This window comes from Janthinobacterium kumbetense (assembly GCF_023703445.1).
In the GTDB taxonomy this organism is placed as follows: domain Bacteria; phylum Pseudomonadota; class Gammaproteobacteria; order Burkholderiales; family Burkholderiaceae_D; genus Janthinobacterium; species Janthinobacterium kumbetense.
Map to the genome: position 1 here is coordinate 1,339,365 of NZ_JAMQGR010000001.1, position 24,478 is coordinate 1,363,842.

At 63.6% G+C, this 24,478-nt stretch carries 16 protein-coding genes; 5 read left to right on the plus strand and 11 right to left on the minus strand.

Annotated elements, in window-relative coordinates; genetic code table 11:
- A complete protein-coding gene (locus tag NCG91_RS05980; RefSeq protein ID WP_251348991.1) occupies positions 1-3,699 on the minus strand; it encodes a nitrate reductase subunit alpha in 3,699 nt (1,232 codons plus the stop codon).
- Positions 3,700-3,944: 245 nt separating this feature from the next.
- Here NCG91_RS05980 and NCG91_RS05985 point away from each other — a divergent pair, with 245 nt between their 5' ends.
- On the plus strand, positions 3,945-4,316 hold the full coding sequence (locus tag NCG91_RS05985; RefSeq protein WP_251348992.1) for a ribonucleotide reductase subunit alpha: 372 nt from the start codon (positions 3,945-3,947) through the stop codon (positions 4,314-4,316).
- Here NCG91_RS05985 and NCG91_RS05990 read toward each other — a convergent pair.
- From NCG91_RS05990 to NCG91_RS06000, 3 genes are all read right to left on the minus strand, one after another.
- Positions 4,302-4,997: a carbonic anhydrase gene (locus NCG91_RS05990; RefSeq protein WP_077403725.1), complete on the minus strand. Its 696-nt coding sequence runs from the start codon at positions 4,995-4,997 to the stop codon at positions 4,302-4,304. The genes NCG91_RS05985 and NCG91_RS05990 overlap by 15 nt on opposite strands.
- A gap of 61 nt (positions 4,998-5,058) precedes the next feature.
- On the minus strand, positions 5,059-6,444 hold the full coding sequence (locus tag NCG91_RS05995) for a NarK family nitrate/nitrite MFS transporter (RefSeq protein WP_251348993.1): 1,386 nt from the start codon (positions 6,442-6,444) through the stop codon (positions 5,059-5,061).
- Positions 6,441-7,685 carry an MFS transporter gene (locus NCG91_RS06000; protein ID WP_251349228.1) on the minus strand — a complete coding sequence of 415 codons (1,245 nt, stop codon included), beginning with the start codon at positions 7,683-7,685 and terminating at the stop codon, positions 6,441-6,443. The genes NCG91_RS05995 and NCG91_RS06000 overlap by 4 nt, the downstream gene beginning before the upstream one ends.
- A gap of 426 nt (positions 7,686-8,111) precedes the next feature.
- Here NCG91_RS06000 and NCG91_RS06005 point away from each other — a divergent pair, with 426 nt between their 5' ends.
- The 3 genes from NCG91_RS06005 (at position 8,112) to NCG91_RS06015 (ending at position 10,250) form a co-directional block, all read left to right on the plus strand.
- Positions 8,112-9,128, plus strand: coding sequence for an extracellular catalytic domain type 2 short-chain-length polyhydroxyalkanoate depolymerase (locus tag NCG91_RS06005; protein ID WP_251348994.1), 1,017 nt, complete (start codon positions 8,112-8,114; stop codon positions 9,126-9,128).
- 192 nt (positions 9,129-9,320) lie between these two features.
- The gene (locus NCG91_RS06010; protein ID WP_251348995.1) at positions 9,321-9,785 is read left to right on the plus strand and encodes a GNAT family N-acetyltransferase; all 465 of its coding nucleotides are present in this window, start codon (positions 9,321-9,323) and stop codon (positions 9,783-9,785) included.
- Between the two features lie 87 nt (positions 9,786-9,872).
- Positions 9,873-10,250, plus strand: a complete 378-nt coding sequence (locus NCG91_RS06015) for a SirB2 family protein (RefSeq protein ID WP_035818381.1) — start codon at positions 9,873-9,875, stop codon at positions 10,248-10,250.
- A 4-nt stretch (positions 10,251-10,254) separates the two neighbouring features.
- On the opposite strand, the gene NCG91_RS06020 is transcribed toward NCG91_RS06015, so the two are convergent.
- From NCG91_RS06020 to NCG91_RS06030, 3 genes are all read right to left on the minus strand, one after another.
- Complete coding sequence (locus NCG91_RS06020; RefSeq protein WP_251348996.1) at positions 10,255-12,717, minus strand: TonB-dependent siderophore receptor; 2,463 nt, start codon at positions 12,715-12,717, stop codon at positions 10,255-10,257.
- Positions 12,718-12,802: 85 nt separating this feature from the next.
- Positions 12,803-13,777 carry a FecR domain-containing protein gene (locus NCG91_RS06025; protein WP_251348998.1) on the minus strand — a complete coding sequence of 325 codons (975 nt, stop codon included), beginning with the start codon at positions 13,775-13,777 and terminating at the stop codon, positions 12,803-12,805.
- Entirely contained in the window at positions 13,777-14,289 is a 513-nt protein-coding gene (locus NCG91_RS06030) for a sigma-70 family RNA polymerase sigma factor (RefSeq protein WP_251348999.1), read from the minus strand. Before NCG91_RS06030 ends, NCG91_RS06025 begins: the two co-directional genes overlap by 1 nt.
- 247 nt (positions 14,290-14,536) lie before the next feature.
- On the opposite strand from NCG91_RS06030, the gene NCG91_RS06035 reads away from it, so the two are divergent.
- Entirely contained in the window at positions 14,537-15,049 is a 513-nt protein-coding gene (locus tag NCG91_RS06035) for a hypothetical protein (protein WP_251349000.1), read from the plus strand.
- 10 nt (positions 15,050-15,059) lie between these two features.
- On the opposite strand, the gene NCG91_RS06040 is transcribed toward NCG91_RS06035, so the two are convergent.
- The 4 genes from NCG91_RS06040 to NCG91_RS06055 form a co-directional block, all read right to left on the minus strand.
- Positions 15,060-16,376, minus strand: a complete 1,317-nt coding sequence (locus NCG91_RS06040; protein ID WP_251349002.1) for a DUF3472 domain-containing protein — start codon at positions 16,374-16,376, stop codon at positions 15,060-15,062.
- Between the two features lie 127 nt (positions 16,377-16,503).
- Positions 16,504-17,895, minus strand: a complete 1,392-nt coding sequence (locus NCG91_RS06045) for a Gfo/Idh/MocA family protein (protein ID WP_251349003.1) — start codon at positions 17,893-17,895, stop codon at positions 16,504-16,506.
- 66 nt (positions 17,896-17,961) lie between these two features.
- Positions 17,962-21,009 (minus strand): TonB-dependent receptor, encoded by a 3,048-nt coding sequence (locus tag NCG91_RS06050; RefSeq protein WP_251349004.1) that lies wholly within the window; start codon positions 21,007-21,009, stop codon positions 17,962-17,964.
- Positions 21,010-21,512: 503 nt separating this feature from the next.
- On the minus strand, positions 21,513-24,458 hold the full coding sequence (locus tag NCG91_RS06055; protein WP_251349005.1) for a TonB-dependent receptor plug domain-containing protein: 2,946 nt from the start codon (positions 24,456-24,458) through the stop codon (positions 21,513-21,515).
- Positions 24,459-24,478: the final 20 nt, after the last annotated feature.

Sequence of the window (24,478 nt, forward strand, 5' to 3'; positions counted from 1 at the left end):
CTATGCTCCTTCTTCCTGCAACGGGCCTTCGAGCCAGTCGACCTTGTTCATCTTGCGCACCAATACGAATTCATCGCGGTTGGAGCCCACCGTGCCGTAGTAATTGAAACCGTACGCCAGTTGTGCGTAGCCGCCGATCATGTGCGTCGGTTTGGGCACGGCGCGCGTCACCGAGTTATGGATGCCGCCCCGCTTGCCCGTCATCTCCGCGCCAGGCACGTTGATGATCTTTTCCTGGGCGTGGTACATCATCGTCATGCCGGCCGGGATGCGCTGGCTGACGATGGCACGCGCCGTCAGGCTGCCATTCACGTTGAACACCTCGATCCAGTCGTTGTCGACGATGCCGGCCGTCTGTGCATCGGTTTCCGACAGCCACACGTGGGGTCCGCCGCGCGACAGGGTCAGCATGCGCAGGTTGTCCGAATACGTGGAGTGGATGCCCCACTTCTGGTGCGGTGTCAAAAAGTTCAGCGCCAGTTCCTTGTTGCCGTTCGGTTTGGTGCCCAGCAGCGCTTCCGTCGTCTTCGTGTTGATGGCCGGCTTGTACACGCACAGCCCCTCGCCAAAATCACGCATCCACAGGTGATCCTGGTAGAACTGCTGGCGGCCCGTCAGGGTGCGCCATGGGATCAGTTCATGCACGTTGGTATAGCCGGCTGTGTAGCTGACTTCTTCGCTTTCCAGGCCCGACCAGGTGGGCGAGGAAATGATCTTGCGCGGCTGCGCCTGCACATCGCGGAAGCGGATGCTGTCATGCTCGCGCGGCAGCGCCAGGTGGGTGTGCTCGCGTCCCGTGATGGCGGACAGCGCGGCCCAGGCTTTCACGGCCACGTGGCCATTCGTTTCCGGCGCCAGCGACAGAATCATTTCGGCCGCATCGATGGCCGTATCGAGGCGCGGCTGGCCCTTCGACACGCCCTCGTCGAGCACCGTGCGGTTCACGCCGCGCAGTACCTCGACTTCATGCCCCGTTTTCCAGGAGATGCCCTTGCCGCCGTTGCCGATGGTTTCCAGCAGCGGGCCGATCGAGGTGAATTTCTTGTAGACGTCGCGGTAATTTCGCTCGACCACCGTCATGTTCGGCATGGTCTTGCCGGGAATGGCGTCGCATTCGCCCGCGCGCCAATCCTTGGGATCGAATGGCTGGCCCAGTTCACCCGGGGTGTCGTGCATCAGCGGCGTCAAAATGATGTCTTGCTGGGTGCCCAGCAGCTCGCCGCCGATTTCCGAGAATTTCTCGGCGATGCCCTTGTAGATTTCCCAGTCCGATTTCGATTGCCACAAGGGTTGCACGGCTTCCGACAAGGGGTGAATAAACGGATGCATGTCCGACGTGTTCAAGTCGTCCTTTTCATACCAGGTGGCCGTCGGCAGCACCACGTCGCCATACAGACACGTGGTCGACATACGGAAGTCCAGCACCACCAGCAGATCGAGTTTGCCTTCGGCGGCCGGGCGCACTTTCACCTGCTTCGGCGTGAGGCAGTCCTCTTCATCGCTGAGCAAGCCGTTCTGCGTGCCGAGCAGGTATTTCAGGAAGTACTCGTGGCCCTTGCCCGAGCTGCCGAGGATGTTCGAGCGCCAGACGAACATATTGCGCGGGAAGTTGGCCGGATTGTCCGGGTCGTCGCACGAGAACTGCAACTGGCCCGCCTTGATCTGGTCGAGCGCATATGCGGCCGGCGCCTGCCCTGCCGCCTTCGCGGCCTTGGCCACTTCCAGCGGATTGGTTTGCAGCTGCGGCGCCGATGGCAGCCAGCCCATGCGCTCGGCCTTGGCGTTGTAGTCGAGCAGGGTAAGGTCGCCCGTGCCGCCGGCCGCCGATGGCGAGGCGATATCGCCCGTTTCCAGCTTTTCATGGCGCCACTGGCTCGTGTGGGCATAGAAGAAAGAAGTGCCGTTCATCTGGCGCATCGGACGCACCCAGTCCTGGGCAAAGGCCAAAGGCGTCCAGCCCGTTTGCGGACGCAGTTTTTCCTGGCCCACGTAATGGGCCCAGCCGCCGCCCGACTGGCCGATACAGCCGCACATCATCAGCATGTTGATGATGCCGCGATAGGTCATGTCCATGTGGTACCAGTGATTCAGGCCGGCGCCCACGATGACCATGCTCTTGCCGCGCGTCTGGTCCGCGTTTTCCGCGAACTGGCGCGCCACCGTGATGACGTCGGCGCGCTTCACTCCCGTGTGCTTCTCCTGCCATGCGGGGGTGTACGGCACGTCGTCGTCATAGCTTTCGGCCACGTTTTCGCCGCCGAGGCCACGGTCGATGCCGTAGTTGGCCAGGGTCAGGTCGAACACGGTGGTCACCAGGCCCGTGCTGCCGTCGGCCAGGCGGATGGTTTTCACCGGTACCTTGCGCAGCAGCATGTCGGACGCATCCTTGCCGCCGAAGTAGGCGAAACCCACTTCCGTGACGGCGTCGCTGTCGTTGATCATGGAGAGCATCGGCACGATGGGCGCGCCGCTGCCGCCCGCCTTCTGCTCCAGGTTCCACTTGCCCGATTCGCCCCAGCGGAAGCCGATGGAGCCGGCCGGCGCGGTGATCGCACCCGTGGTTTCATCGATGACGAGGGTTTTCCATTCCGGATTGTTGGTTTCGTCGAGGTTGTTGTCCAGGTGCGAAGCGCGCAGGAAGTAGTCGGGCACCAGGGTGCCGTTATGCTCCTTGAGCAGGATCAGCATCGGGAAGTCCGTGTACTGGCGCGCATAGTCGCGGAAGTAGGCGCTCTGCCCTTCCGAGTGGAATTCCTTGAGGATGACGTGGCCCATGGCCAGCGCCAGCGCGGCGTCCGTACCCTGCTTCGGCGCCAGCCAGATGTCGCCGAACTTCACCATTTCGCCGTAGTCGGGCGAGATGGCCACGGTTTTCGTGCCCTTGTAGCGCACTTCCGTGTAGAAGTGGGCGTCCGGCGTGCGCGTCATCGGCACGTTCGAGCCCCACACCATCAGATAGGTCGAGTTGTACCAGTCGGCAGATTCCGGCACGTCCGTCTGTTCGCCCCACACTTGCGGGCTGGCGGGCGGCAAGTCGCAGTACCAGTCATAGAAGCTCAGGGCCACGCCGCCGATCAGCGACAGGTAGCGCGTGCCGGAGGCATAGCTGACCATCGACATGGCGGGAATCGGCGAAAAGCCGACGACGCGGTCCGGGCCGTATTTCTTGATCGTCAGCGCATTCGCTGCGGCGATGATTTCATTCGATTCGTCCCACGTGGCGCGCACGAAGCCGCCCAGGCCGCGGATGGACTTGTACTGCTGCGAGCGCACGGGGTCCTGGCTGATCCAGTCCCAGGCCGTGACGGGGTCCATGGTCTTGCGCGCTTCGCGCCACATTTCCATCAGGCGGCCGCGCACCATCGGGTATTTCACGCGCTGCGCCGAATACACGTACCAGGAATAGCTGGCGCCGCGCGGACAGCCGCGCGGTTCGTGGTTGGGCAGGTCGGGCCGCGTGCGCGGGTAATCGGTTTGCTGGGTTTCCCAGGTGATCAGGCCATTCTTGACATACACCTTCCAGCTGCACGAGCCGGTACAGTTCACGCCATGCGTGGAGCGCACGATCTTGTCGTGCTGCCAGCGCTGGCGGTAGGCGTTTTCCCAGGTACGGTCTTCATCGACCACGGTGCCATGGCCGTTTGAAAACGGCTCGGCGGGCTTGCTAAAAAATTTCAGGCGGTCCAGAAAGTGACTCATGCTACCTCCACAGTGCGCCGCAGACAGCGGCGCCAGGTCTTAAAAAACGCTGCAAGCAGGATGGCTCAAGCGTCGATACAAACAGTCTATCGATGCGCCCTGCCCGGCGGTATTGGCAAGAAGTCGGTTTCCGGCACCAGGAATGCATAGACGCGTAGTCACCCGGATAGTCACTATTGCCTATGGGCGGTAAGGCGGCGCTGCGGTATACCTGTCGTCATCGTTCAACACAGAGAAAGAGCACCATGTCGATTACCGATTACGCCAGCCTGCTGCGCAGCGCCCGCAACCAGGAACAGCCGCAACGCCTGCTGTTCACCTTTACCCAGGCGCAGGCCCAGCCTGGCGGCCAGGGCAAGTCCCTCACGCCCGTGATGTGCGCCGACAAGCTGCCCGAGGAACTGGACAACTTCGAGACATTGAAGGAGGAGTCGAAACAGATGCAGACGCACTGGGACGTGGTCTTCGTGGCGGGACTGGCGGGCCAGGACGGTCAGCCGCCGGCGGCGCGGGAATGCGAAGCGCCCCTGCGCGCCATGGTGACGGCCATCGAGCAAGGCCGCATCGACAGCCTGCTGGCGTTTGACCGCAGCGGGGATTTGTTACGTTTTAGCTGAATCCGGCCAAGGGCGCTCGTGAAGGTGGCGCGCCCTTTCGATGGGACAGACCAGCGGCAAGAACTGCTGCTGGCGCGCCGAATACGCCATCAGCGCCCCGCTGTCGATATCGAAATACCATCCATGCAATTTCAATAATCCCTGCTCCACCCGCCGTTTCAGCCATGGGTAGGTGAGCAGGTTGTCCAGCGACTGCAGGATGCTGGCCAGTTCGCACGCGTGGTGCTGTTCCGCCGACGAACGGTGCGCCAGCTCGCGCCGCACCCTTTGCGCCACCGGTTCGGCGATGCGCATCCACTGTCCCACGAAGTCCGTTTCCTGGCCTTCCGCGCGCGGCTGCGGTTCGAGCAGCGCGCGGATGCCGCCGCAGCGCGCATGCCCGAGCACGATGACCCTGGCCACTTCCAGCTTGCAGACGGCAAACTCGATGGCCGAACTGACGCCGGGCGGCGCGTCGGGCGTGCACGGCGGCACCAGGTTGGCGATATTGCGCACGACGAACATGTCGCCCGGATCGCTGCCCGTCAGCAGCATGGGATCGACCCGCGAATCGCAGCAGCCGATCAGCAAGGTCGAGGGCCGCTGCCCGTCGCGCAGGCTGTCGTACAAAGTCTGCGGCTCGCTGAAATACTGCTGCTGAAACAGGCTGAAGCCGTTGACGAATTTTTCCAGTTCTTCCATCACTACCTCTTACTGAATACAACGCCCGGCAAGCAGGACTTGCCAGGCATTCTGACGCTAACTAGCAAGGCATCGGCGCGTTTTTACGGGCGTAGCACCACCAGGTGATGGCGATGCAGCTGACATAAAAGCCGATGAAGCACCACAGGGCCGCGTCGGGGCTGCCCGTCAGCGAGATCGAGGTGCCATAGCTTTTCGGGATGAAGAAGGCGCCATACGCGGCCACGGCCGAGGTGAAACCCAGGACGGCAGCGCCTTCCTTGTTGGCGTCGACGATGGCTTGCTCCTGCTCCGCCTTGCCCTTGCCGGCGGCCGCGCGCTGGTGTTCCGTCAAAAAGATCACGGGGATCATGCGGAAGGTCGACGCATTGCCGATGCCGGTGCCGGCGAACAGCAGCATGAACATCCAGAAGAAACCGGTGAAGCTCCCGCCCACGCCGGCTTGCGGCATGAAGTACAGCACGCCCAGCACGGCGCCGATCATCAGCAGGAACGACCATAACGTGACGCGGGCGCCGCCTAATTTATCGGAAATCACGCCGCCGGCCACGCGCGCCAGCGCACCGACCAGGGGACCGAGGAAGGCGTAATCGAGCGGATTCACGTCGGGGAACTGGATCTTGATCAGCAGCGGAAAGGCGGCCGAATAACCGATGAAGGAGCCGAAGGTGCCCGTGTACAGCCAGCACATGAGCCAATTGTGCTTGCGCTTGAAGATCACCGCCTGTTCGGAAAACGAAGCCTTCGCCGACGCCAGGTCATTCATGCCGAACCAGGCCAGCAAGGTGCTCAAGGCGATGAACGGCACCCAGATAAAGCCCGCGTTTTGCAGCCACATGTCCTTGCTCACGCCATTCTTGACCCAGGTGAGCGAATCGCCGCCCCAGGCGCCGAAGACGGCGAAGGTGATCACCAGCGGCACGACGAACTGCACCACCGACACGCCCAGGTTGCCCAGGCCAGCATTCATGCCCAGCGCGAAACCCTTGCTCGCCTTCGGGTAGAAAAAGCTGATGTTGGCCATCGACGAGGCGAAATTGCCGCCGCCGAAGCCGCACAGCAGGGCCAGGATCAGCATGGTCGGATAGCCCGTGTTCACATCCTGCACGGCCAGGCCGATGCCGATGGCGGGAATCAGCAGGGACCCGGTGGAAATGGCCGTCCAGCGGCGCCCGCCGAAGATCGGCACCATGAACGAATAAAAGATGCGCAAGGTGGCGCCGGACAGGCCCGGCAAGGCCGTCAGCCAGAACAGCTGGTTGTTACTGTAGGTGAAGCCGATGTTGGGCAGGTTGACCACCACTACGCTCCACACCATCCACACGGCGAACGCCAGCAGCAGTGCGGGAATCGAGATCCACAGATTGCGCGCGGCCGTGGCCTTGCCCGTGTTTTGCCAGAAGCTCGGGGTTTCCGGCTCCCACGTATTGATCATGTAGCGGCTCATGCTTTCGCTCCTGCGAGTTGGTTGGTAGGCGCCGCGCGCAGCGGCTTGAACGAGAAATACATCCAGACGAGGGAAACGCAGACGGTGCCGTACAAGAGCATGAAGGAGCTCGAACGCACGCCGGTGAAGTCCACCAGGGCACCGAACATCACGGGCAGGATGAAGCCACCGAGACCGCCGGCCAGGCCGACCACGCCCGAGACGGCGCCGATGTTGTCGGAAAAATCATCGCCGATGAACTTGAAGACGGACGCCTTGCCCACGGCCATGGCGATGCCGACGATGAACAGCAGCACGGTGAACCACAGCGGCGACAGGCCGATATGGAAGGCCAGCGGCCCGGTGACGGTTTCCACCACCATCTGGGTTTGCGGATATGACAGCAGGAAGAAGCACACCCAGCACACCCACATCACGGCCCAGGTGACTTTCGCCGCACCGTATTTGTCGGAGATCCAGCCGCCCACGGCGCGCAGCACGCCGCCCGGCAGCGAGAAGCAGGCGGCCAGCAGCGCCGCGTGCTTCAGGTCAAAGCCGTATTCGGCCACGTAGTACTTGGTCATCCACAGGGCCAGCGCCACGTAGCCGCCGAACACCACCGAGTAATACTGGCAGTAGCGCCACACGCGGGGATCCTTCAGCACCTTCATCTGCGCCGAAAAACTTTCGCCCGACGGCGCCAGATGTGATTTGTCCGAGTACGAAAACAGCCAGAAGATGATGGCAGTGGCCAGCATGGTGACCGCATACACCTTGGGCAGCATTTGCCAGCCGAAAGCGGCGACGATGCCGGGCGCGACGAACTTGGTCAGCGCGGAACCGGAGTTGCCGGCACCGAAAATGCCCATCGCCAGGCCGCGGCGCTCCTTTTCATACCAGCGCGCCACGTAGGGCGTGCCGACGGAAAACGAACCGCCCGCCAGGCCGACGAACATGCCCAGCACGAGGAAATGCCAGTAGGCGGTGGCGTAGGAGATCAGGTAGATCGGCACCACGCTGGCCAGCATCAGCCAGAAGAAGACGCGGCGTCCGCCGTATTTGTCCGTCCAGATGCCCAGGGGCACGCGCACGAGGGAGCCCGTCAGCACGGGCATGGCGGCCAGCAGGCCGAATTGTGTTTCAGTCAAGCCCAGGCTGGTCTTGATGGGAATGCCCAGTACGGCAAACATCATCCAGACTGCAAAGCAGATGGTAAATGCGAAGGTGCTGCTGACCAACACGGAAAACTGCTTGCGCCGCATGCCGGGTTCGACTGCCTTGTTACTACTGTTGTTCTTAGTGCCATCTAGGGTAGCCACGATGTTTCTCCATGAATGCACTGGCCGTCTGGCCAGCCGTCCCGACCAGCTTACGTGGCAGAGGGGAAAGGCACTATCGGTCACAGGGTGATTCTGGAAAGGCAATCTGGATAGCCGTATCGGCAAAAGTGACTAGACAGGGAGGCGCCGCACTAGGCTGAACGGCAGGCCAGGCTCGTGCGGACCTCCGCCCTGCCCAGCCAGGAAAAGCAGGCCCGCGGGCAGTCCAATTCCCGCCATGCCTTGATCTGCATCAAGAACATGAAATTGCCTGGCGAAACCGCCTTGCCGCATCACCGCTCTATCCTATTCGCCTCCCGCCGCCTGCATTCCCCAGTAGCGGCAAGAGCTTCACCAAGAGGAGTTACCATGAAGATATTCTTTTTCACTATCCTGTTGCTACTTTTACAGGCGCTCCCGGCATCGCCACGCGCCAGCGGAAGGCTGCCCGCGCTGGCCGCCAACCAGTCGCAAACTTCCGTTTCCGGCCTTTCCGCAGGCGCATTCATGGCTGTGCAATACCAGGTCGCCTATTCGGGATCGGTGATCGGCGCGGGCATCGTCGCCGGGGGGCCGTATTACTGTGCCACCGGCATGGCCACACGTACCGCGCTGTGCATGGGCTGGATGAGTCCTCTTGAACCGTGGCCGCAGCGAATGCTGCTCGCGGCCGAATATTTCGCCGCCATGGGCCTGATCGACCCGCTCGACAACTTGAGGCACGAGCGGATCTACATATTCAGCGGCCTGAATGACAAAGTCGTGGTACCGCCCCTGGTCGACGCTACGGCCGTTTTTTTCAGGGATGCCGGCGTTCCCGCCGAAAATATGCTGTACATCAAGAATGTTCCTGCTGGACATGCCATGATATCGCCATCGTATGGCGGCGACTGCGCCACGAATGGGGACCAGTACATCAACCACTGCGAGGTCGACGGCGCGGCATATGACCAGCCTGGCGCGATACTCAAGCACATCTATGGCGACTTGAATCCGCCGGTGCGCAAGCGCACGGACAAGGCGAAAAGCTTCAATCAGCGCGAATTTTCCATGGGCTGGACCAGCCTGGATGCCGATGCCCATGTGTATATCCCCGCCATCTGCCTGCGCGAGCCCGGCTGCCGTATCCATGTGGCATTTCATGGTTGCGAGCAGACCCAGGCGGATGTGGCCGATGCCTTTTATGAAAAAACCGGCTATAACGATTGGGCTGACAGTAATAAAATCATCATCCTGTATCCGCAGCTGCGGCGTGTCGGCATCCTCAACCCCCTCGGATGCTGGGACTGGATCGGCTATACGGGGCAGAACTACGCGTTCCGCTCGGGAGCGCAGATGTCCGCCGTGCATGCGATGCTGACGCGGCTGATGTCCGCCCCGGACTGAGCGCGGATGATTGCCGCCCGCTTCTTCGTCCGGGCGGCAAGGCGCAAACCCGCCGGCGCCTCATGCGATTTGCCGGCGTGTTTGCCGGCGTGGCGAGAAAGACGCATGATGATGGCAGCGGCCTGCATGACCGCGCATGCCCGCTGGGCGATATCGACAAGGGAAAACCCGACTGGAAAGGAGCATTCATTGATGTATTACGCAGGAAACAGCGCCGCACAGGGTGACGAGAGCACCGTGCTGGTCCGCACTGCAAGACCCGAAGAGATCGACGCCATGCTCGCCTGCGATGCCTATGCGCAGGCGCACCCGGAGCGTGGCGATGCCGTGCGCGACGCCGTCGGCAAGGGGCAGTGCCTGGTCGCCCTGCACGCGGGCCAGGTGGCCGGCTATGTCCTCACGCACGACGACTTCTTCGGCTACGGCTTCGTCTCGCTGGTGGTGGTCGCCGCCGGGCAGCAGCGGCGCGGCGTGGGCTTGCGCCTGCTGGCGGCGGCCGAAAGTGCCTGCCATACGGCCAAGCTGTTCACCTCGACGAACCAGTCCAACAGCGCCGCGCAACGGCTGTTCGCCAGCGCCGGCTTCGTGCGCAGCGGCCAGATTGACCATCTCGACGAGAACGACCCTGAACTCGTATATGTCAAATTCCTGCGCTAGGGCCGCCTTATCCTGACGGCGTATGGCGCGGCGCGACAAAGGCGGCTATGCTGGCGCCATCGTCAATCAACGCCGACCACCACACGCATGGATTATCTGAGCCTCAAGCATTTCCACATGGGTTGCGCCGCCGCCAGCGGCTTTCTTTTCCTCTTGCGCGGCGCGTGGATGCTGCGCGCCTCGCCCGCCTTGCAGCAGCGCTGGGTGAAGATATTGCCGCACCTGGTCGACACAGCCCTGCTGGCCAGCGCCATCACCCTGGCCGTGTGGAGCGGCCAGTCGCCGGGCAGCCAGCCGTGGCTGGCCGCCAAGCTGTGCGCGCTGGTGGCCTACATCGTGCTGGGCACCATCGCCCTGAAACGCGGCAAGACGCCAGCCGTGCGCGGCGCCGCCTTCGCGCTTGCCGTGCTGGTATTCGCCTACATCATCGCCGTGGCCGTGACCAAACAGGCCTGGCCTCTCTGATACATCAGAAGAGGTAGCGCAGCGTGACGCTGGCATTGCGCGGCGCGCCCCAGTAACCCTGGTTGTACATGCCAAGCTGGCTGTAGTAATGCTTGTCGAACAAGTTGTTGACGTTCGCCTGCAGCGACAGCTGGCGCGACAGCGCGTACTTCGCCATCAGGCTGGCCACGGCGTACCCCCCCTGCTCCACGCGCTCCGTGCCCTTCGGCCCGGTGGCGTCGCGGTAGGCGCCGCTCTGCCAGTTCACGCCGCCGCCCACCGATAACGCGCGCCAGTCGCCACGCAGCTGATACGTGGAAAACACGCGCGCCAGGGTCTGCGGCACATAGCTGTTCAGGCGCGCGCCCGTGTTGTCCTCGGCCGCCGCGTGCGACACGCTGGCCGAGACATTCCAACCCTGCGCCAGCTCGCCCGAGACATCCAGTTCCACACCCTTGCTGGTGGTGCCGGCCGCCGCGTAATACGCCTGCGTCAGCGAATTGCCGACGAAATGCCCCGTGTCCTCCTGCGCCAGGCCGTCTTGCGCGATGCGGAACACGGCCAGCGCCGCGTTCAATCGGCCGCCGAAATACTCGCCCTTCACGCCCGCTTCCACATTCTTGCCCTGCACGGGATCGAGGTAGCGGCCGAGCCGGTCCTGGTAGCCCTGCGGCTTGAATATCTTGCTGTAGCTGGTGTACAGCGCATGCTGCGCGTCGATATCCCACACCAGGCCCGCATACGGCGTGATGGCATGCTTGGCATAGGCGTAGCTGCCGCCCCAGTCATCGACGTGGTCCGCCTTGTAGCGGCTGTAGCGCGCGCCGACGATCAGTTTCAAGGGATCGGCCAGCGAAAAGCGCGCCGTGCCGTAGATGCCGCGCTGCTGCACCGTGTCGAGCAACTGCCAGCGCGAGAAACTCGGAGTGTTCCAGTCCGGCTCCGGCGCCACGCCCTGCCACTGGTAGAAATTGCCGTAATCGACGCTGCTGCCGGCAATACCCGGATTGCTGGAGAACTGGTTGCTGCCCGAGACGCCAAACGCCAGGTCGTGCGTGCGCCCCAGCAGTTGCACGGGGCCCTGCACATAGGCGTCGACGCTGTCCTGGCGCCGCGTGCCCGAGTAAAATCCGGCGTAGCCCGTCACGCCTTGCCCCGTGACCTTGTCCGGCCAGGTATTGGCGAAAAGCTCGGCGGCCGAATAATTGCCCCAGCCGTGATTCAGCATGGCCGTCAGGTTCCAGCCCTTGCCCAGGTCCTGCTCCAGGCGCAAAAAGGCCGTCTGGCTGGTGCTGAACCAGCGGCTCCAGGTGGTTGCCGTGGTGGCGGAACGGGGCAAGGTGGCCCGTTCGCCATCCGCATACCACAGCGGCAAGCCGCCATACATGCCGCCGCGCGGGCGATTATCCTGGTACTCATAGCCGGCAATCAGCACGCTGCCGGGCGCCAGGTCCGCTTCCACGGTGGCATACGCCATGGCCTTCTTGGCGTGATACAGGCGCACATACGATTCGCTGTCCTGGTAGCTGGCCACGACACGCCCGCGCACCTTGCCATCCGTGGTGAGCGGCGTGGAGACGTCCGCGCTGGCGCGCGCATTGCTCCAGGAACCCAGGCTCAGGGTTGCATTCCCGGCGAGCTGACTCGATGACGCGCGCTTGCGCACCAGGTTGATGGTGGCCGACGGCTCGCCCGCGCCCGTCAGCAGGCCCGTGGCGCCGCGCACGATCTCGACCCGATCGTAGGCCGTCATGTCCAGGGTGCTGTCACCCACGCTGAACGCATTGTCGACCGTGGTGGGGATGCCATCGTATTGATAGCTGGCGATGGAAAAACCGCGCGCGAAGAACGAGGTGCGGTCGCTGTCGTAGCGGTTGATGGCCACGCCGGCCGCGTTTTGCAGCACCTCTTCCACCGTTTGCAGGTTCTGGTCATCCATCTGCTGGCGCGTGACCACGCTGACGGCTTGCGGCGTCTCGCGCACGGACAGGCCCAGACGCGTGGCCGAGCGCATGGTCTGCGTCGTATACGAACCGCTGCCTTCCGTCGCGCCGTTCGCATCAAAGCTGGCGCTGACCTTCATCTCGGGCATGGTCTGGCCGCCATCGGCCGCCGCCATGTCGAGCACATAACCGCCGTTCGCCTGCGGCACGGCGCGCAAGCCCGAGCCGGCGACGATGGCGCTCAGCGCTTGCGGCACGCTGTAGCTGCCCGCCAGGCCGGCGCTGCGCTTGCCCGCCACGGCGGCGGCCTGGTAGGAAATCATGGTGCCCGTCTCCTGGCCAAAGCGCACCAGCACCTGTTCCAGGGTACCGGCGGGTATCGCCAGCTCGATGCGCGCCGCATTGGCTGCCTGCGCAAGGGGTGCGGCGGCCGAGGCGCCGCCGGCGGCGAGCAGCCACAGGGCGTGGCTGACGGCCAGCGCCGCCACGCTGCGGCGGCATGTGCTGGAAATGGAAGAGGCGTAAATAGGTGTTGTGCTGGGCATGCGGACTGTTTTCCTGAAAGTGAATGAAGGGTTCACTCGCTATGTCACGCGAAAATCGAAAACCCCTCACTTTTTCGGAAAATAATCACGGGTGCTTCCGATGCGGCACCACGCTCACCCAGAAGCGCGTGCTCTGGCGCACGTCGACGGGCAAGGTTCGCGTCAGCATGTCGAGCACTTGCGTCGTGTCGGCCAGCGGATAGATGCCCGACACGCGCAGGTGGGCGATGGCGGGATCGCAGGCCAGGCGCCCTTGGCGATAGCGGGCCAGCTCGCCGACAAAATCGGCCAGCGGCATGTCGTGCGCCACCAGCATGCCGGCCGTCCACGCATCCGCACCGGCAGGCAAGGTTTGCACGCTACCGATCTGCGCCGCCGTGAAGCTGGCTTGCTGGCCGGCCTGCAGCCTGCGTACGGCGGCGGGCGCCTGTTCCGGCAGAATATCGACGGCGCCCGCGAACACACCCAGGTGCGTGCGTCCCCCTTCCGCGCGCACGGCAAAACGCGTGCCCACGGGCTGCAAGCGGCCTTGCGCCGTGCGCACGAAAAAGGGACGGCCAGCCGCATCGCGCGCCGTACTGACCATGATCTCGCCTTTTAACAAGGTCACCAGGCGCTGGCCCGCATCGTAGCGCACGTCGATGCTGGACGCCGTGTTGAGCGCGATGCGCGTGCCGTCTGCCAGCACGAGGTGGCGCAGCTCGCCCGTGCCCGTACGGTAATCGGCCAGCCAGAAGGCCGCCTGTTCGTCGCCGCCCGCCAACCAGGCGCCGCCGCCCACGGCCAGCAGCGCCAGCAGCTTGAGCGACTGCCGGCGCGCCGCGTTGGCCTGCGCATGCGCGGGCTTGCGCGCCAGCGTGCCGTGCGCCAGCGGCGCGGGCAAGGCACGCATGCGCGCCATGCAGCCTTCCACGTGCTGCCAGGCTTGCTCGTTTTCCGGGTCGCTGCCGCGCCAGGCGCGCCAGGCCTGCTCCACTTCGGGCGTGGCGTCTCCGGCCTGCAAGCGCACCAGCCATTCGACAGCCTGCAGGCTGGCCGCTTCCGGCCTCAGGGCGCCCATCACGGCGCCGACGGGGAAAAGAAGCACTGGTGCATGGCTTTGACCAGGTGGCGCTGCACGGTGGCCAGCGAGATGTTCAGTTCCAGCGCGATGGCCGCCTGCGGCATGCCGTCGAGCTGCGACAGCAGAAAGGCGCGGCGCACGGCAGGCGCCAGGCCATCGAGGCGGCGGTCGATGTCGAACAGGGCTTCGAGCAGGATCGCCTGCGCCTCGGGATCGGGCGCGCACTGCGCGGGCAGGTTGGCCAGGGTTTCCAGGTAGGCCGCTTCCAGGTCGCGACGGCGGTACAGATTGCCCAGCACGCCCTTCGCCACGGTGGTGAGGAAGGCGCGCGGCTCGCGGGCGGCGATGACCTCGTCACGGTTCAGCAGGCGCATGAAGGTGTCGTGCGCCACGTCGGCCGCGTCAAACGCGTTGCCCAGCTTGTGCCGCAGCCAGCCTTGCAGCCAGCGGTGGTGATCGTGGTACAGGCTGCCCACCTCCTGGTGAACGCCGGGTTGGGCTGCCGACACGTCGCATGCTCCCTGGGTCGCAAATAATAATGATTCGCATTCTATATCCAGGTGGTGCTGCGGCGCAAGCGGCCTGCAAATGCCAGTTTGACGCGATTCTTGCCAAAACTTCCAGGCTGGCCGCATCCGCCGGCGCAATGCACGGTGCAAGTTCTACCGGGCGCGCCTCGGCACGCGGCAATGATAGTATTGACAACATCACCCAGCCGGCCATCCTGGCCTGGCGTCCCTCCATTGAAAGGCAAACATGCTGTTATCTGAACTGCTGACCAAGCTGACCTGCGGTGACCTGGAAGGCGAGGAACTCGACGCGGCCGTCACCGCCATCACCAACGCGCCGTCCGCGCCACGCGACGAGTGGATCGACAGCGATGCGCATGCCTACGCGGTGGCGATCCTCTGGCACCTGGCTGGCTATACGGCGTCGGGCGACAAGCTCGATGAGCTGCACGAACAGATACAGGACATGTTCGACGAATTCCCCGACTTTCCGTACGCAATGCTCGAGGGAGGCGACGGTAGCGCGCTGCCCTATTTCGAGTGGCTGGACGCGGAACTGGCGCAGCGCGCCGTGGACGAAGGCGGCTATGAACTGATCCAGATCGACGGCAACGGCACCGACCAGATGGATGCGCTGGTCGTGTACCGGCGCGATACAAACGACATCATCCAGGCGGCGGCATTGATGGGAGTGACGATAGGCCGCCCGCTCACCTACTATCGCGGCATCGAAGCGATGGTGGGCAAGCGGCCGGGGTAAGGATCAACGCCTATTGCATCGGCAAGGCCGCCACATCGACGGCCGGTGCCTGGCCCGTGGCCGGACGCGTGAAGTTCTGGCTGGTTTTCACGTAGTCGGCAAAGAAGCCGCCGTTATGCAGGTAGAACTTGCCGTTTTCCAGGCCGCCCGCGTAATCCATACGCTGCCCATTGGTGGCCGTGGCGTCGCCCGTGAACCTCCCAGCCGTCACTTCCGACCAGGCGCCTGAAACGTTCCTCGCCCACTGGTTGCCGAACTGGACGCAGCGCTCCGTGTAGCCCAGGGTATCGATGAAGTTCTCGAGGAAGGAATGCACGCCCGTCAAATACGTGGAAATCGCCGGCCGCTTCCACGTGGCGATGTAGCGCCATTTGCCCGTCTCGGGCGCGTAGAACCAGGCCGAGTAGTCGCTGCCACCCTTGCCGTCGGGCCGCGCGCGCGTGATGAAGCGGTAGGTGGTGCCGGCCGCCCAGTTGTACGACAAATAGGTCTGGCCGCCCGTGCCTTCGCCGCCGAACGCGTTATCGACCACGCCGGCGCCCTTGCTGACCAGGGTGGTCCTCGCGCCATTGTCGGCGTCCCACACGGAAAACAATATCCAGCGCTCGCTGGTCGATTTCACCTGGATGCCCATATAGCCCTGGCCAAAGCCGTTGGCCATGAAGTAGGAGCCGATGGCGTCCTGGCCCTTGGGGATCGTCATCTCGTTATAGAAATACTCGGTATTGGCCGGCACCGTGTAACCCATGTGCACGGACGGGCCGCGCCGCGACCAGTAGTAATTGGCCGGGTCGTTGGCATACGTGAGCGCTGCGTTCGCAGTCACCTTCAGCGCGGCGACGTCGCCAAACGTGGCTTTTGCGCGCGTCACCCCCTGCAAGTCCACCTTCACATAGCCGGCCACCGGCACATTGACCGTGCCGACGGCGTAGGTCTTGCGGGCCTTGCCGGCCAGCTTGACGTCGAACGGCGCGCCATTGATCTTCACGCGGATGGTGCTGTTGCCGCCATCGGCCAGGCTGGCGTCGAGCGCCACCTGGACGGGGCCCGCGCCGGCCACGCGGAAATACGTGCTGGCGACGGCATCGGGATCACTCCAGCCGACCAGGCCATGTTCGCCGATGACGGCACCCTTGTCTCCGCTGGTGATGAAGGCATTGCCGGCCAGTTCCACGGTGGCGGGCGTGACCGGTGCGGCCATGCCCGTGACCAGCAAGGCGGTGCCGCCCATGTCCGGGGTAGCGGTGGCAGTGGCGCCGCCGCAGGCTGCCAGCAGCAAGGGCATGGCGGGAAGGACTGCGCAGAGTAATGAACTTCTGTGTTTCATCAACGTCTCCTGGTGGTACGGCGTGCAACAGGCGCAAGAAGTCCTGCGGCGTGCGCCGCGGTTGAAAAACGGATCGGGACAGAAAAAACCCGCTACGGCGGCAAGCGCGGTAGCGGGCGAATGGGGCTTAGTACTTGCCGTCGAGGGCGAAGATAGGCTTGCGCGATTTCCACTGCCCGCCCGTGAAGTCCGGGAAGTCCAGGGTCTGGAAGTTGGCGGCGATCGATTGCTCGGACAGGGGTGTGATGGCGCTCCACGTTACGGCATCGTAGATATCGATCGGCATCGGCGCATTGGCCTTCAGCGCTTCGACGAAGGCGTGGATGACGAAGAAGTCCATGCCGCCGTGGCCCGCGCCTTCCGCTTGCGCGGCATACTTGCGCCATACCGGGTGCTCATACTTGTCCTGGTAGGTCTTGAAGTCATCCCACTGGTGCGGCTTGCTGACGCCCTCGATATGGATGGCATTGTTCAAGTCCATCCACAGGCCGTCCGTGCCTTGCACGCGGAAGCCCAGCGAATACGGGCGCGGCAGGCTCGTATCGTGCTGCAGGATGATGGTTTCGCCGTTTTCGCACGCCAGGGTGGTGGTGACCACGTCGCCCAGCTTGAATTTCACCTTGGCGTTCGCATGCTGCGCGCCGCCCGGCTGCTTGACGATATAGTCGTGCAAGCCGCGCGCCTTGGTGGCGAAGGCGTTGATGCGCGTAAAACGGTTGCCGCGGTTGATGTTGGTGTACATGGCGCATGGGCCGATGCCGTGGCTCGGATACAGTTCGCCATTGCGCTCGACCGAGTGCTGCGTGCGCCAATGGGCTTCCGACCAGCCCTTTTCGCCGAATTCCACGCCGCCGCCATACGGCTTGGCCGGATTGCCGCTGTTGAATTTGACGGCGCGCAAATCGTGCTGGTAGCCGCCCTGCAGGTGCAGCAGTTCGCCGAACAGGCCCGCGCGCACCATCTGCAGCGCAGCCATCACGTCGCGGCGGTAGCACACGTTTTCCAGCAACATGTACGGCGTGCCCGTTTTCAGCTGGGTGTTCAGGACATCCCAGTGGTCTTGCAGGGTGATGCCGGCAACCACTTCGCAGCCGACGGCGATCTTCGCCTGCATGGCGGCGATCGCCATGGGCGCGTGGAATTCCCACGGCGTGGCGATGATCACGCCATCGAGGCCGCCCGCGTCCAGCATGCGCTTGTATGCTTTCTGGTCGCGGTCTTCGCCATACGTGCGCGGACGGGGCTTGCCCGCCTTTTCCACCTGGCCCAGCGCGTGTTTCAGCATGATCGGCTCGATATCGCACAGTGCGACCACTTCCACGTCGTCGCGGCGCACCAGTTCAGCCAGCAGCACCTGGCCGCGCATGCCCGTGCCGATCACGCCCAGGCGGACCTTGTCGCGGCCGGCCACGGGGGCGGCGTTGGCGGCGCCGGGCAGCAGTGCGCTGCCGGCCATGGCGCCACCGGCCAGCGCGGCGCTGGCGGAGAGGAAATTGCGTCGATTGATTTGTGTTGTCATTGGTCTCTACTCGCTTCCATTGGTAATGTTCGTCGCCGGCCCGCCATACAGCGGGCCGGCTGCAGTTTAATAGGTGTATTCAGCCGTGAAGCGCACCGAACGCGGCGCCGTGCGGCCATCGACCTGCAGGTAATTGCGGGAGATGGCGCCATGGTCTTCGCGCGTTTCGGTGTAGCGGGTCACGGTCTGGCTGTTGAACACATTGAAGACGTCCACTTTCAGGCTCAGGCCCTTGACGGCGCTGGGAGTATAGGCCACATTCATGTCCAGCTGGGCTTGCCACGGCAGGCGGCCCTGGCTGCCGCGCGGCGCCGGCTTGCCATTGCAATAAAAGTAGGAATCGCCGTAGTCTTTCTCGAACCTCAGGTTATCGGGCAGCGCGCCGATGCAGTTGCGCGGTGCGCCCGAGGTCAGCGACAGGTTGGCGCCCACCATCACGTCCGGGATGACTTGCATAAATCCGTAGGCCTTGAAGGCGTGGCGATGGTCGCCCGGCAGGTAGCCATACGCGTTGTACATCAGTTCCTTGTGGTCGTCGCTGACCGTCAGGCCCACGTCGCCGCCGCCGATGCTGTCCGTCTGGCCTTCCATATTGCCCTTCAGGCCGGACAAGGTGTAGGTCAGCTTGCCGTACCAGCCATTCGTGTACGGGTGCTCGATGAACATGTTCAAGGCGCGGTAGGTGCGCGATGGCAGCGGGTTGCCCCACTCCGCCGCCGAAATATCCACGCGGCGCAGGCCCTTGCCATCGTCAAAGTCCACCATCAGGCTGTTGTCGCGGCCCGGGTTGATGATGGCGCACTGGAAGCCGCTCCATTTGCCCGTGTCGACGCCGTTGCGCGTGGCCCAGGCTTGCAGCGGACGCTCGTCGCAGACGTCGTCGTTGGTGTCGTTCAGCTTGCGGTACAGGAAGCTGGCGCCCACCACCAGCTTCTTGCTCAGGGCGCGTTCGAAGCCCAGCGAGAATTCATCCTGCGACAGCGGCTTCAGGCCCACGGCTGTCACCTCGCGCGCATCGCGGCTCTGGCCATACGCGTTGTTGGCCGAATACGGCTTGCTGATGGCGTGCAGGCCCGTCGGCGCGCCCGTGACGGGATCGACGCCCGTGTAGGTGAACATCTCGCTGGTGGCCAGGAAGGGGCTGGCCATGTTGCTCGACAAATTCGATGGCACGGGCAGGTGGTAGCGGCCGCCGTTGGCGAAGAATTTCAGGGTGCCGTCGCCCAGGTAATCCCAGGTGGCGCCCACGCGGGGGGCGATCATGTTGCGCTGCGAAATGAAAGCCACGCCATCGGTGCTGTAGTTGGTGAACTGTTCGCGGCGCAGGCCCAGGTCCAGCAGCACCCGTTCCGTGACCTGGTAGTGATCCTGGATGTATTGCGCCGATTGCACGCTGGTAGGACGCGCCAGGTTGGCGTTCAATTCCTTGCTGACGTAATAGCCGTCCTTGCCGTAGCCGCCGCCCTGGGCCGGCGTTTCAAAGGCGCCGTTGATCAGGAGCGTCGGATCCTTGACCTTCTGGTACTTCCAGCGGTAGCCGCCGGCCAGGCTCAGGCCCACTTTCGATTCCACGTCGATGCGGTCGATGCCGCCGCGCAGCGAATGCTTGCCCAGCTTGTATTCCAGGTCCAGGCGCTTGGCTTTCTGGCGGTCTTCCGACGACGGGTCGACCAGAGTACCGGTCACCATTTGCGGATTGGTGTACGTCAGGCCAGGCACCTGGGTCGATTCATTCGACGACGTTTGCGCCAGCAGCGGATTGTAGCCTTCCGGGGTACGGCGGTGCGAAGTGCGCGACTGCCCCATCATCGCCGTCACCGTAAGGTTGTCCGTCAGGTAGCCCGTGTACTTGAAGATGTCGACATTCGCGCCCGGCGCGGCCGACGAGCCGCAGCAGTTGATGGTGGTCTCGCTCCCGCCGCCAGCCACGTTGTTGCGTTTCAAGGTGGCATAGTCAAAACCATAGCTCTGGCTGTCCGTAGTCGTGCGGTCATACAGCTTGGTATATTCAAAGTGATGGTCGTCCGTCAGGTTGTAGTCCAGCTTGGCCATCATGCGGTCAACCTTGCTCTTGCTCTCGCGCCAGCCGTTCGGCAGCACCTTGTCCACCAGGTCGTCGCGCGCACCGGCGACGGCGCCGCCGTCCGTGCGCGTCTGTTCCAGCGCCACGAAGGCGAACAGCTTGTTCTTGATCAGCGGTCCGCTGCCGTACAAGCCGACCACCTTGCTGGTGCTGCCGTTATCGCGGTTCCAGTACTTCAAGGTGCCATCCGTCTCCGGATTGGCGCCCGTGTTCGGGTAGTACCGGTTTTCCGTCGTGCCCTTCAGCGAGCGGGGGATGATGGAGACCTTGCCGCCGAATTCGACCTTGTTGCCGCCGCTCTTGGTGGTGATGTTGATCACGCCGCCCGTGGAGCGGCCGAATTCCGAGCCGTAGCCGCCCGACAGCACCTGCAGGTTGGAGATCGCGCCGAACGGCAGCTCCGACGCGCCCACCTGGGTCAGGAGGTTGGTGATGGGGAAGCCGTTGACGTAGAACGCGTTTTCGGACTGGCCCGAGCCGCCGATCGACGGTGCATTGCCATACACGCTGTTGGTGCCGCGCGCCACGCCCGGCGTCAGCTGCACGATGGAGGCGACATCGTTGCCGACTGGCAGCGCCTTCAATTCCTTGGCCGTGAAGATCACGCCATTGTTGGTGTTCGACACGTCGATCGGATTGCGCGACGCCTTCACCACGACGGTCTGCTCCTGGCCCACGGGGCCAGCCGCGCTGGCCGGGCCGAAGTTCGCTTCCGCGCCGGCGCCGATCAGGGCCTCGACTTCCTGCGACGCTTCCACCGAACCGGCACGCAGCACGCGCACCGCATAGCGGCCTGGCGGCATGGAGTTGGCCACATAGCGGCCCGACGTATCCGGCGTCAGGCTGCGCTGCACGCCCGTCGCCAGGTTTTCCAGCACCACGGTGGCGCCGGCCGGCGCGCTCACTTCGCCGAAAATGGTACTCGTGGCGTTCGACTGTGCCCAGGCCTGGCCTGGCACGCCGGCCGCCAGTGCGATCACGATCGCGGCGGCGCGGCTGATGTCGCGCAATTTGAGTCGGGTGCTATGCATGATGTCTCTCCGTCTATATCGAGGGTTATACGCGCCCTCCCCGCTCCAGGGCGGAGTCGGGGGAGCGCAATTTTTATGGTGGTCGTCGGCCGGTGCAGCCAGGCAGCTGCACCTTTCGGGAAATCAGTCCGCATCGGCTGATTTTCGTTTTCTTGGGATTACTTTAAAAAGAAAAATAAGTATCGTCAACAAAAAGAAAGTTAAAACGGTAATTTATCGCTCAATCGAGCAAATAAATGCAATTTATCTTTCGATTTAATCAGTGCTGCGTCGAATAACTTTCGTTATCGTGGCGTGACAGATACACGCGTCTGCAAGAAGGTGGCAAACAGAGGACGATACGGGCGGGAATCAGGAGAGAAAAACACGAAAGGTGACAGGGTAAACGTCTTTCGCTTACGTTTATCTTTCGTATTGTGCATTTCGGAACATTGTCTTTTCTTTTCCATGGAAAAACCCCTGCCCGCCACAGGCAGGCTGGCGGGCCGGGGCATCATCACGCCTTAAAAGAACTTGTAGCTGGCCGACAGGGCAAACTGGCGGCCGAACAAGTCCTGGCTATGGTTGTAGCCCTCCCAGCCGTTCGGGTCGTAGTACGGCTGCTTGTTGAACGCGTTCTTCACGTTCAGGCCCACGTCCAGGTTCTTGATCGGCTTCCAGCTGAACGCCAGGTTCACCGTGGTGTACGACGGCGCGCCCTTGCACTGGCCGGCCGGCAGCGCCACCGAGGCAGCGGTGCAGTTTTCCGGCGTGTTGTCCTTGTCCCAGGGGCCGTATGCCCAGCGCGTCTTGCCCGAGTAGTTGACGAACACGCTGCTGACGAAGTTGCGGTAGCTCCAGTCGGCGTTGACGGTGGCGCGGTAGCGCGGCGAATCGTAGTAGCCGACGGTGTTGCCCTTGATGTCGCTGCCGTCTTCGCTGTCGTGGGTGTCGCGCTTGCGGATGGTGGCCGCAATGCCCGTACTCAGCTTGCCCATGTCTCCCAGCGAAAAGCGCGTGCGCGCATCGATGTCGACGCCGTCCATCAGGGTGCGGCCACGGTTCGAATACGAGTTGATCAAGCCGCCCAGGTTGCCAACCGAGTAGCCGGGCACGCCGCCCGCGCACACGCCCGCGTTGGCGGGATTGGCGCACATGGCCGCCACGGCCGCCACATTGCCACGGTCAGCGTCGGTCAGGTCATTGCGGATGGCGCTGGGCGTGCCGGCCAGGGTCGGACCGTATTTGTCCACCAGTTCCGTAAACAGCTCGTTGAAGTCCTGGCGCACGATTTCGTCGCGGCGGTTGATGAACCAGTAATCGATGGAGATGCTCACGTCCTTGGCCGGCTGCAGCACCAGGCCGACGGTGGAAATCTTGGCCTTCTCCGGACGCAGGTTCTGGTTCGGCGGCGTCAGGCCGCCCACGGTCGTGGAGCAATTCGAATTGAGCAGGCTCTTGCCCAGGTCCGCATCCGTCGCCACCTTGGACTTCATCAGCGCGCGCGCCATGGCATTCGTTTCATCGCAGCGCACCGTGTCGCGGATGCCGCCCACCTGCGCAAAGACGCCGCCCGTGCCCGATTCGGCCAGGTTGGGCGCGCGGAAGCCTTCGGAATACGTCCCGCGCAGCATCAGGTCGGGCCGCGCGCGCCAGATCACGCCCAGCTTGGGCGCCAGGTTGGCGGCGAAGTGCGGATATTTGTCCAGGCGCGCGGCCGCATTCACTTCCAGGGTGTCGGAAAGCGGCACCACCACCTCGCCGAACACGGCGGCGATGGTACGCCGGCCATCGAACCAGGAACCGCCCTGCTGCGTGATCAGGCCATTGGCCGCATCCGTGTTGCCGGGCGTGAGAAAACTCTCGCGCATGACATTGGTGCCCACGGCGGCGCGCACTTCGCGCTCGCCCAGCTTGAACAAGGTGCCTTCCAGCTTCGCATCCCAGGTCATCAGCTTGGTCCAGGATTCGATGGCGAAGGTCGGGTAGGCGCTGCGCAGCAGCGCCGCATTGGCCTCGCTGATTTCGCCGAACTTGTAGGCGGGATTGTCCGAAATGAACGTGCGGCCGCTGACGGGGTCTTTCGTGAACGGGCCGAATGCCTGTTCAAAACCCTTGATGTTGATGTTCGCCGTCTGGAACAAGGTGGAATGGCTGCCCGCCACGCTGAGCGCCGTTTCAAAATCCCAGCCGCCGCCGATGCTGCCGCGCAGGCCGACGAGCGCGCGGTAGTTTTCATCGACGTTCTTCTGGCCGAAGTGGCCCGTCGCATCCTGCAGCAGGTAGTTCAAACCGGCCGCACCGCCCATCTTGGCCACCATGTCGGCATCGAGCTTGCCTTTCAGGTAGACGTTGTTGGGGCTCAGGAAAGGCGTGGCGAAGGTGTTCAGGGTATTGCCCGTATTGCGCGCGAACCAGTTGTTCGTGCTGCCGCTGTTAAAGCTGGACGGGCCGTTTTCACCGCGCATCTTGATGTGGGTGAAGGCGCCTTCCGCGAACGCTTCCAGGTCGCCGCCCAGTTTCAACCGGCCGCTCAAATAAGCCGTGGCGCGCTCCGACGTGGGGCCCGTATCGAGCTGGTTGGGCAGCGCATTCCACACGCAGCGCGTGCCCGACGCTTCCGTGATGCTGGTGTTGCAGCCAGGCGCGGCACGCTGGGCGCGCGCATTGTTGTTGGCCTTGTCGAAGACAAAGAAGGTCCCCGGGTTCATCGTGCCCGGTTCGCTGCCGACGCCCACGCGCATGTTCGGGATGAAGTTGGGATTATTCGCATAAAAATACGCGGGACGCTTGCGCCAGGTGTCGGCCAGCGCGATGCGGTCGCGCTGGTAGACGTTCACGGAGCCGTAGATGTTGTAGCCGTCGCTGGCCAGGTCGCCCAGGCCATACAGCACGCTGGCCTGGCGCTCGCCATAGGATTTCACGCTGGGCGAAAACTCGCCGTTGGCGCGCGCCTCCAGCCCCTGATACGACTTCTTGGTGATGACGTTGATGACGCCGGCCACGGCATCGGAGCCATACACGGCCGACGCGCCATCCGTGAGGATTTCCATGCGTTCGATGGCGGCGGCGGGAATGGCGTCGATATTGACGAACATAGTCTGGAAGCCGGCCGGCGCGCCATAGAACGACAGGCGGCGGCCATTCAACAGCACCAGGGTGCCCTGCGCACCGAGGCCGCGCAGGTTCGCCTGCGAACCGCCGTCCGAGCCCGTGAACATCGAGCGGAAGTCCTGCTGCGCCGGACGGGCGGCGGGCAGGTTGTCGAGCACCTGCAGCAAGGTGAGCGCGCCCATGTTCTCGATCTGCTTGGCGTTGATCACCTGTACGGGCGACGCCGTTTCCGCGTTGATGCGCTTCAGGCTGGACCCCGTCACTTCGACGCGCGCCAGCTTTTCTTCCTCTGCTGCCAGCGCCGTTGACGCCAATCCTACCGCCACCATGGCGGCCATCAGTTTTTTCAAGTGCATTCCCATCTCCCTTTTTATCA

Bases quoted from the DNA above. Each gene is read 5' to 3' on its own strand.
- NCG91_RS05980 (WP_251348991.1), bottom strand. From the start codon at position 3,699: ATGAGTCACTTTCTGGACCGCCTGAAATTTTTTAGCAAGCCCGCCGAG.
- NCG91_RS05985 (WP_251348992.1), top strand. From the start codon at position 3,945: ATGTCGATTACCGATTACGCCAGCCTGCTGCGCAGCGCCCGCAACCAG.
- NCG91_RS05990 (WP_077403725.1), bottom strand. From the start codon at position 4,997: ATGGAAGAACTGGAAAAATTCGTCAACGGCTTCAGCCTGTTTCAGCAG.
- NCG91_RS05995 (WP_251348993.1), bottom strand. From the start codon at position 6,444: ATGAGCCGCTACATGATCAATACGTGGGAGCCGGAAACCCCGAGCTTC.
- NCG91_RS06000 (WP_251349228.1), bottom strand. From the start codon at position 7,685: ATGCGGCGCAAGCAGTTTTCCGTGTTGGTCAGCAGCACCTTCGCATTT.
- NCG91_RS06005 (WP_251348994.1), top strand. From the start codon at position 8,112: ATGAAGATATTCTTTTTCACTATCCTGTTGCTACTTTTACAGGCGCTC.
- NCG91_RS06010 (WP_251348995.1), top strand. From the start codon at position 9,321: ATGTATTACGCAGGAAACAGCGCCGCACAGGGTGACGAGAGCACCGTG.
- NCG91_RS06015 (WP_035818381.1), top strand. From the start codon at position 9,873: ATGGATTATCTGAGCCTCAAGCATTTCCACATGGGTTGCGCCGCCGCC.
- NCG91_RS06020 (WP_251348996.1), bottom strand. From the start codon at position 12,717: ATGCCCAGCACAACACCTATTTACGCCTCTTCCATTTCCAGCACATGC.
- NCG91_RS06025 (WP_251348998.1), bottom strand. From the start codon at position 13,777: ATGGGCGCCCTGAGGCCGGAAGCGGCCAGCCTGCAGGCTGTCGAATGG.
- NCG91_RS06035 (WP_251349000.1), top strand. From the start codon at position 14,537: ATGCTGTTATCTGAACTGCTGACCAAGCTGACCTGCGGTGACCTGGAA.
- NCG91_RS06040 (WP_251349002.1), bottom strand. From the start codon at position 16,376: ATGAAACACAGAAGTTCATTACTCTGCGCAGTCCTTCCCGCCATGCCC.
- NCG91_RS06045 (WP_251349003.1), bottom strand. From the start codon at position 17,895: ATGACAACACAAATCAATCGACGCAATTTCCTCTCCGCCAGCGCCGCG.
- NCG91_RS06050 (WP_251349004.1), bottom strand. From the start codon at position 21,009: ATGCATAGCACCCGACTCAAATTGCGCGACATCAGCCGCGCCGCCGCG.
- NCG91_RS06055 (WP_251349005.1), bottom strand. From the start codon at position 24,458: ATGCACTTGAAAAAACTGATGGCCGCCATGGTGGCGGTAGGATTGGCG.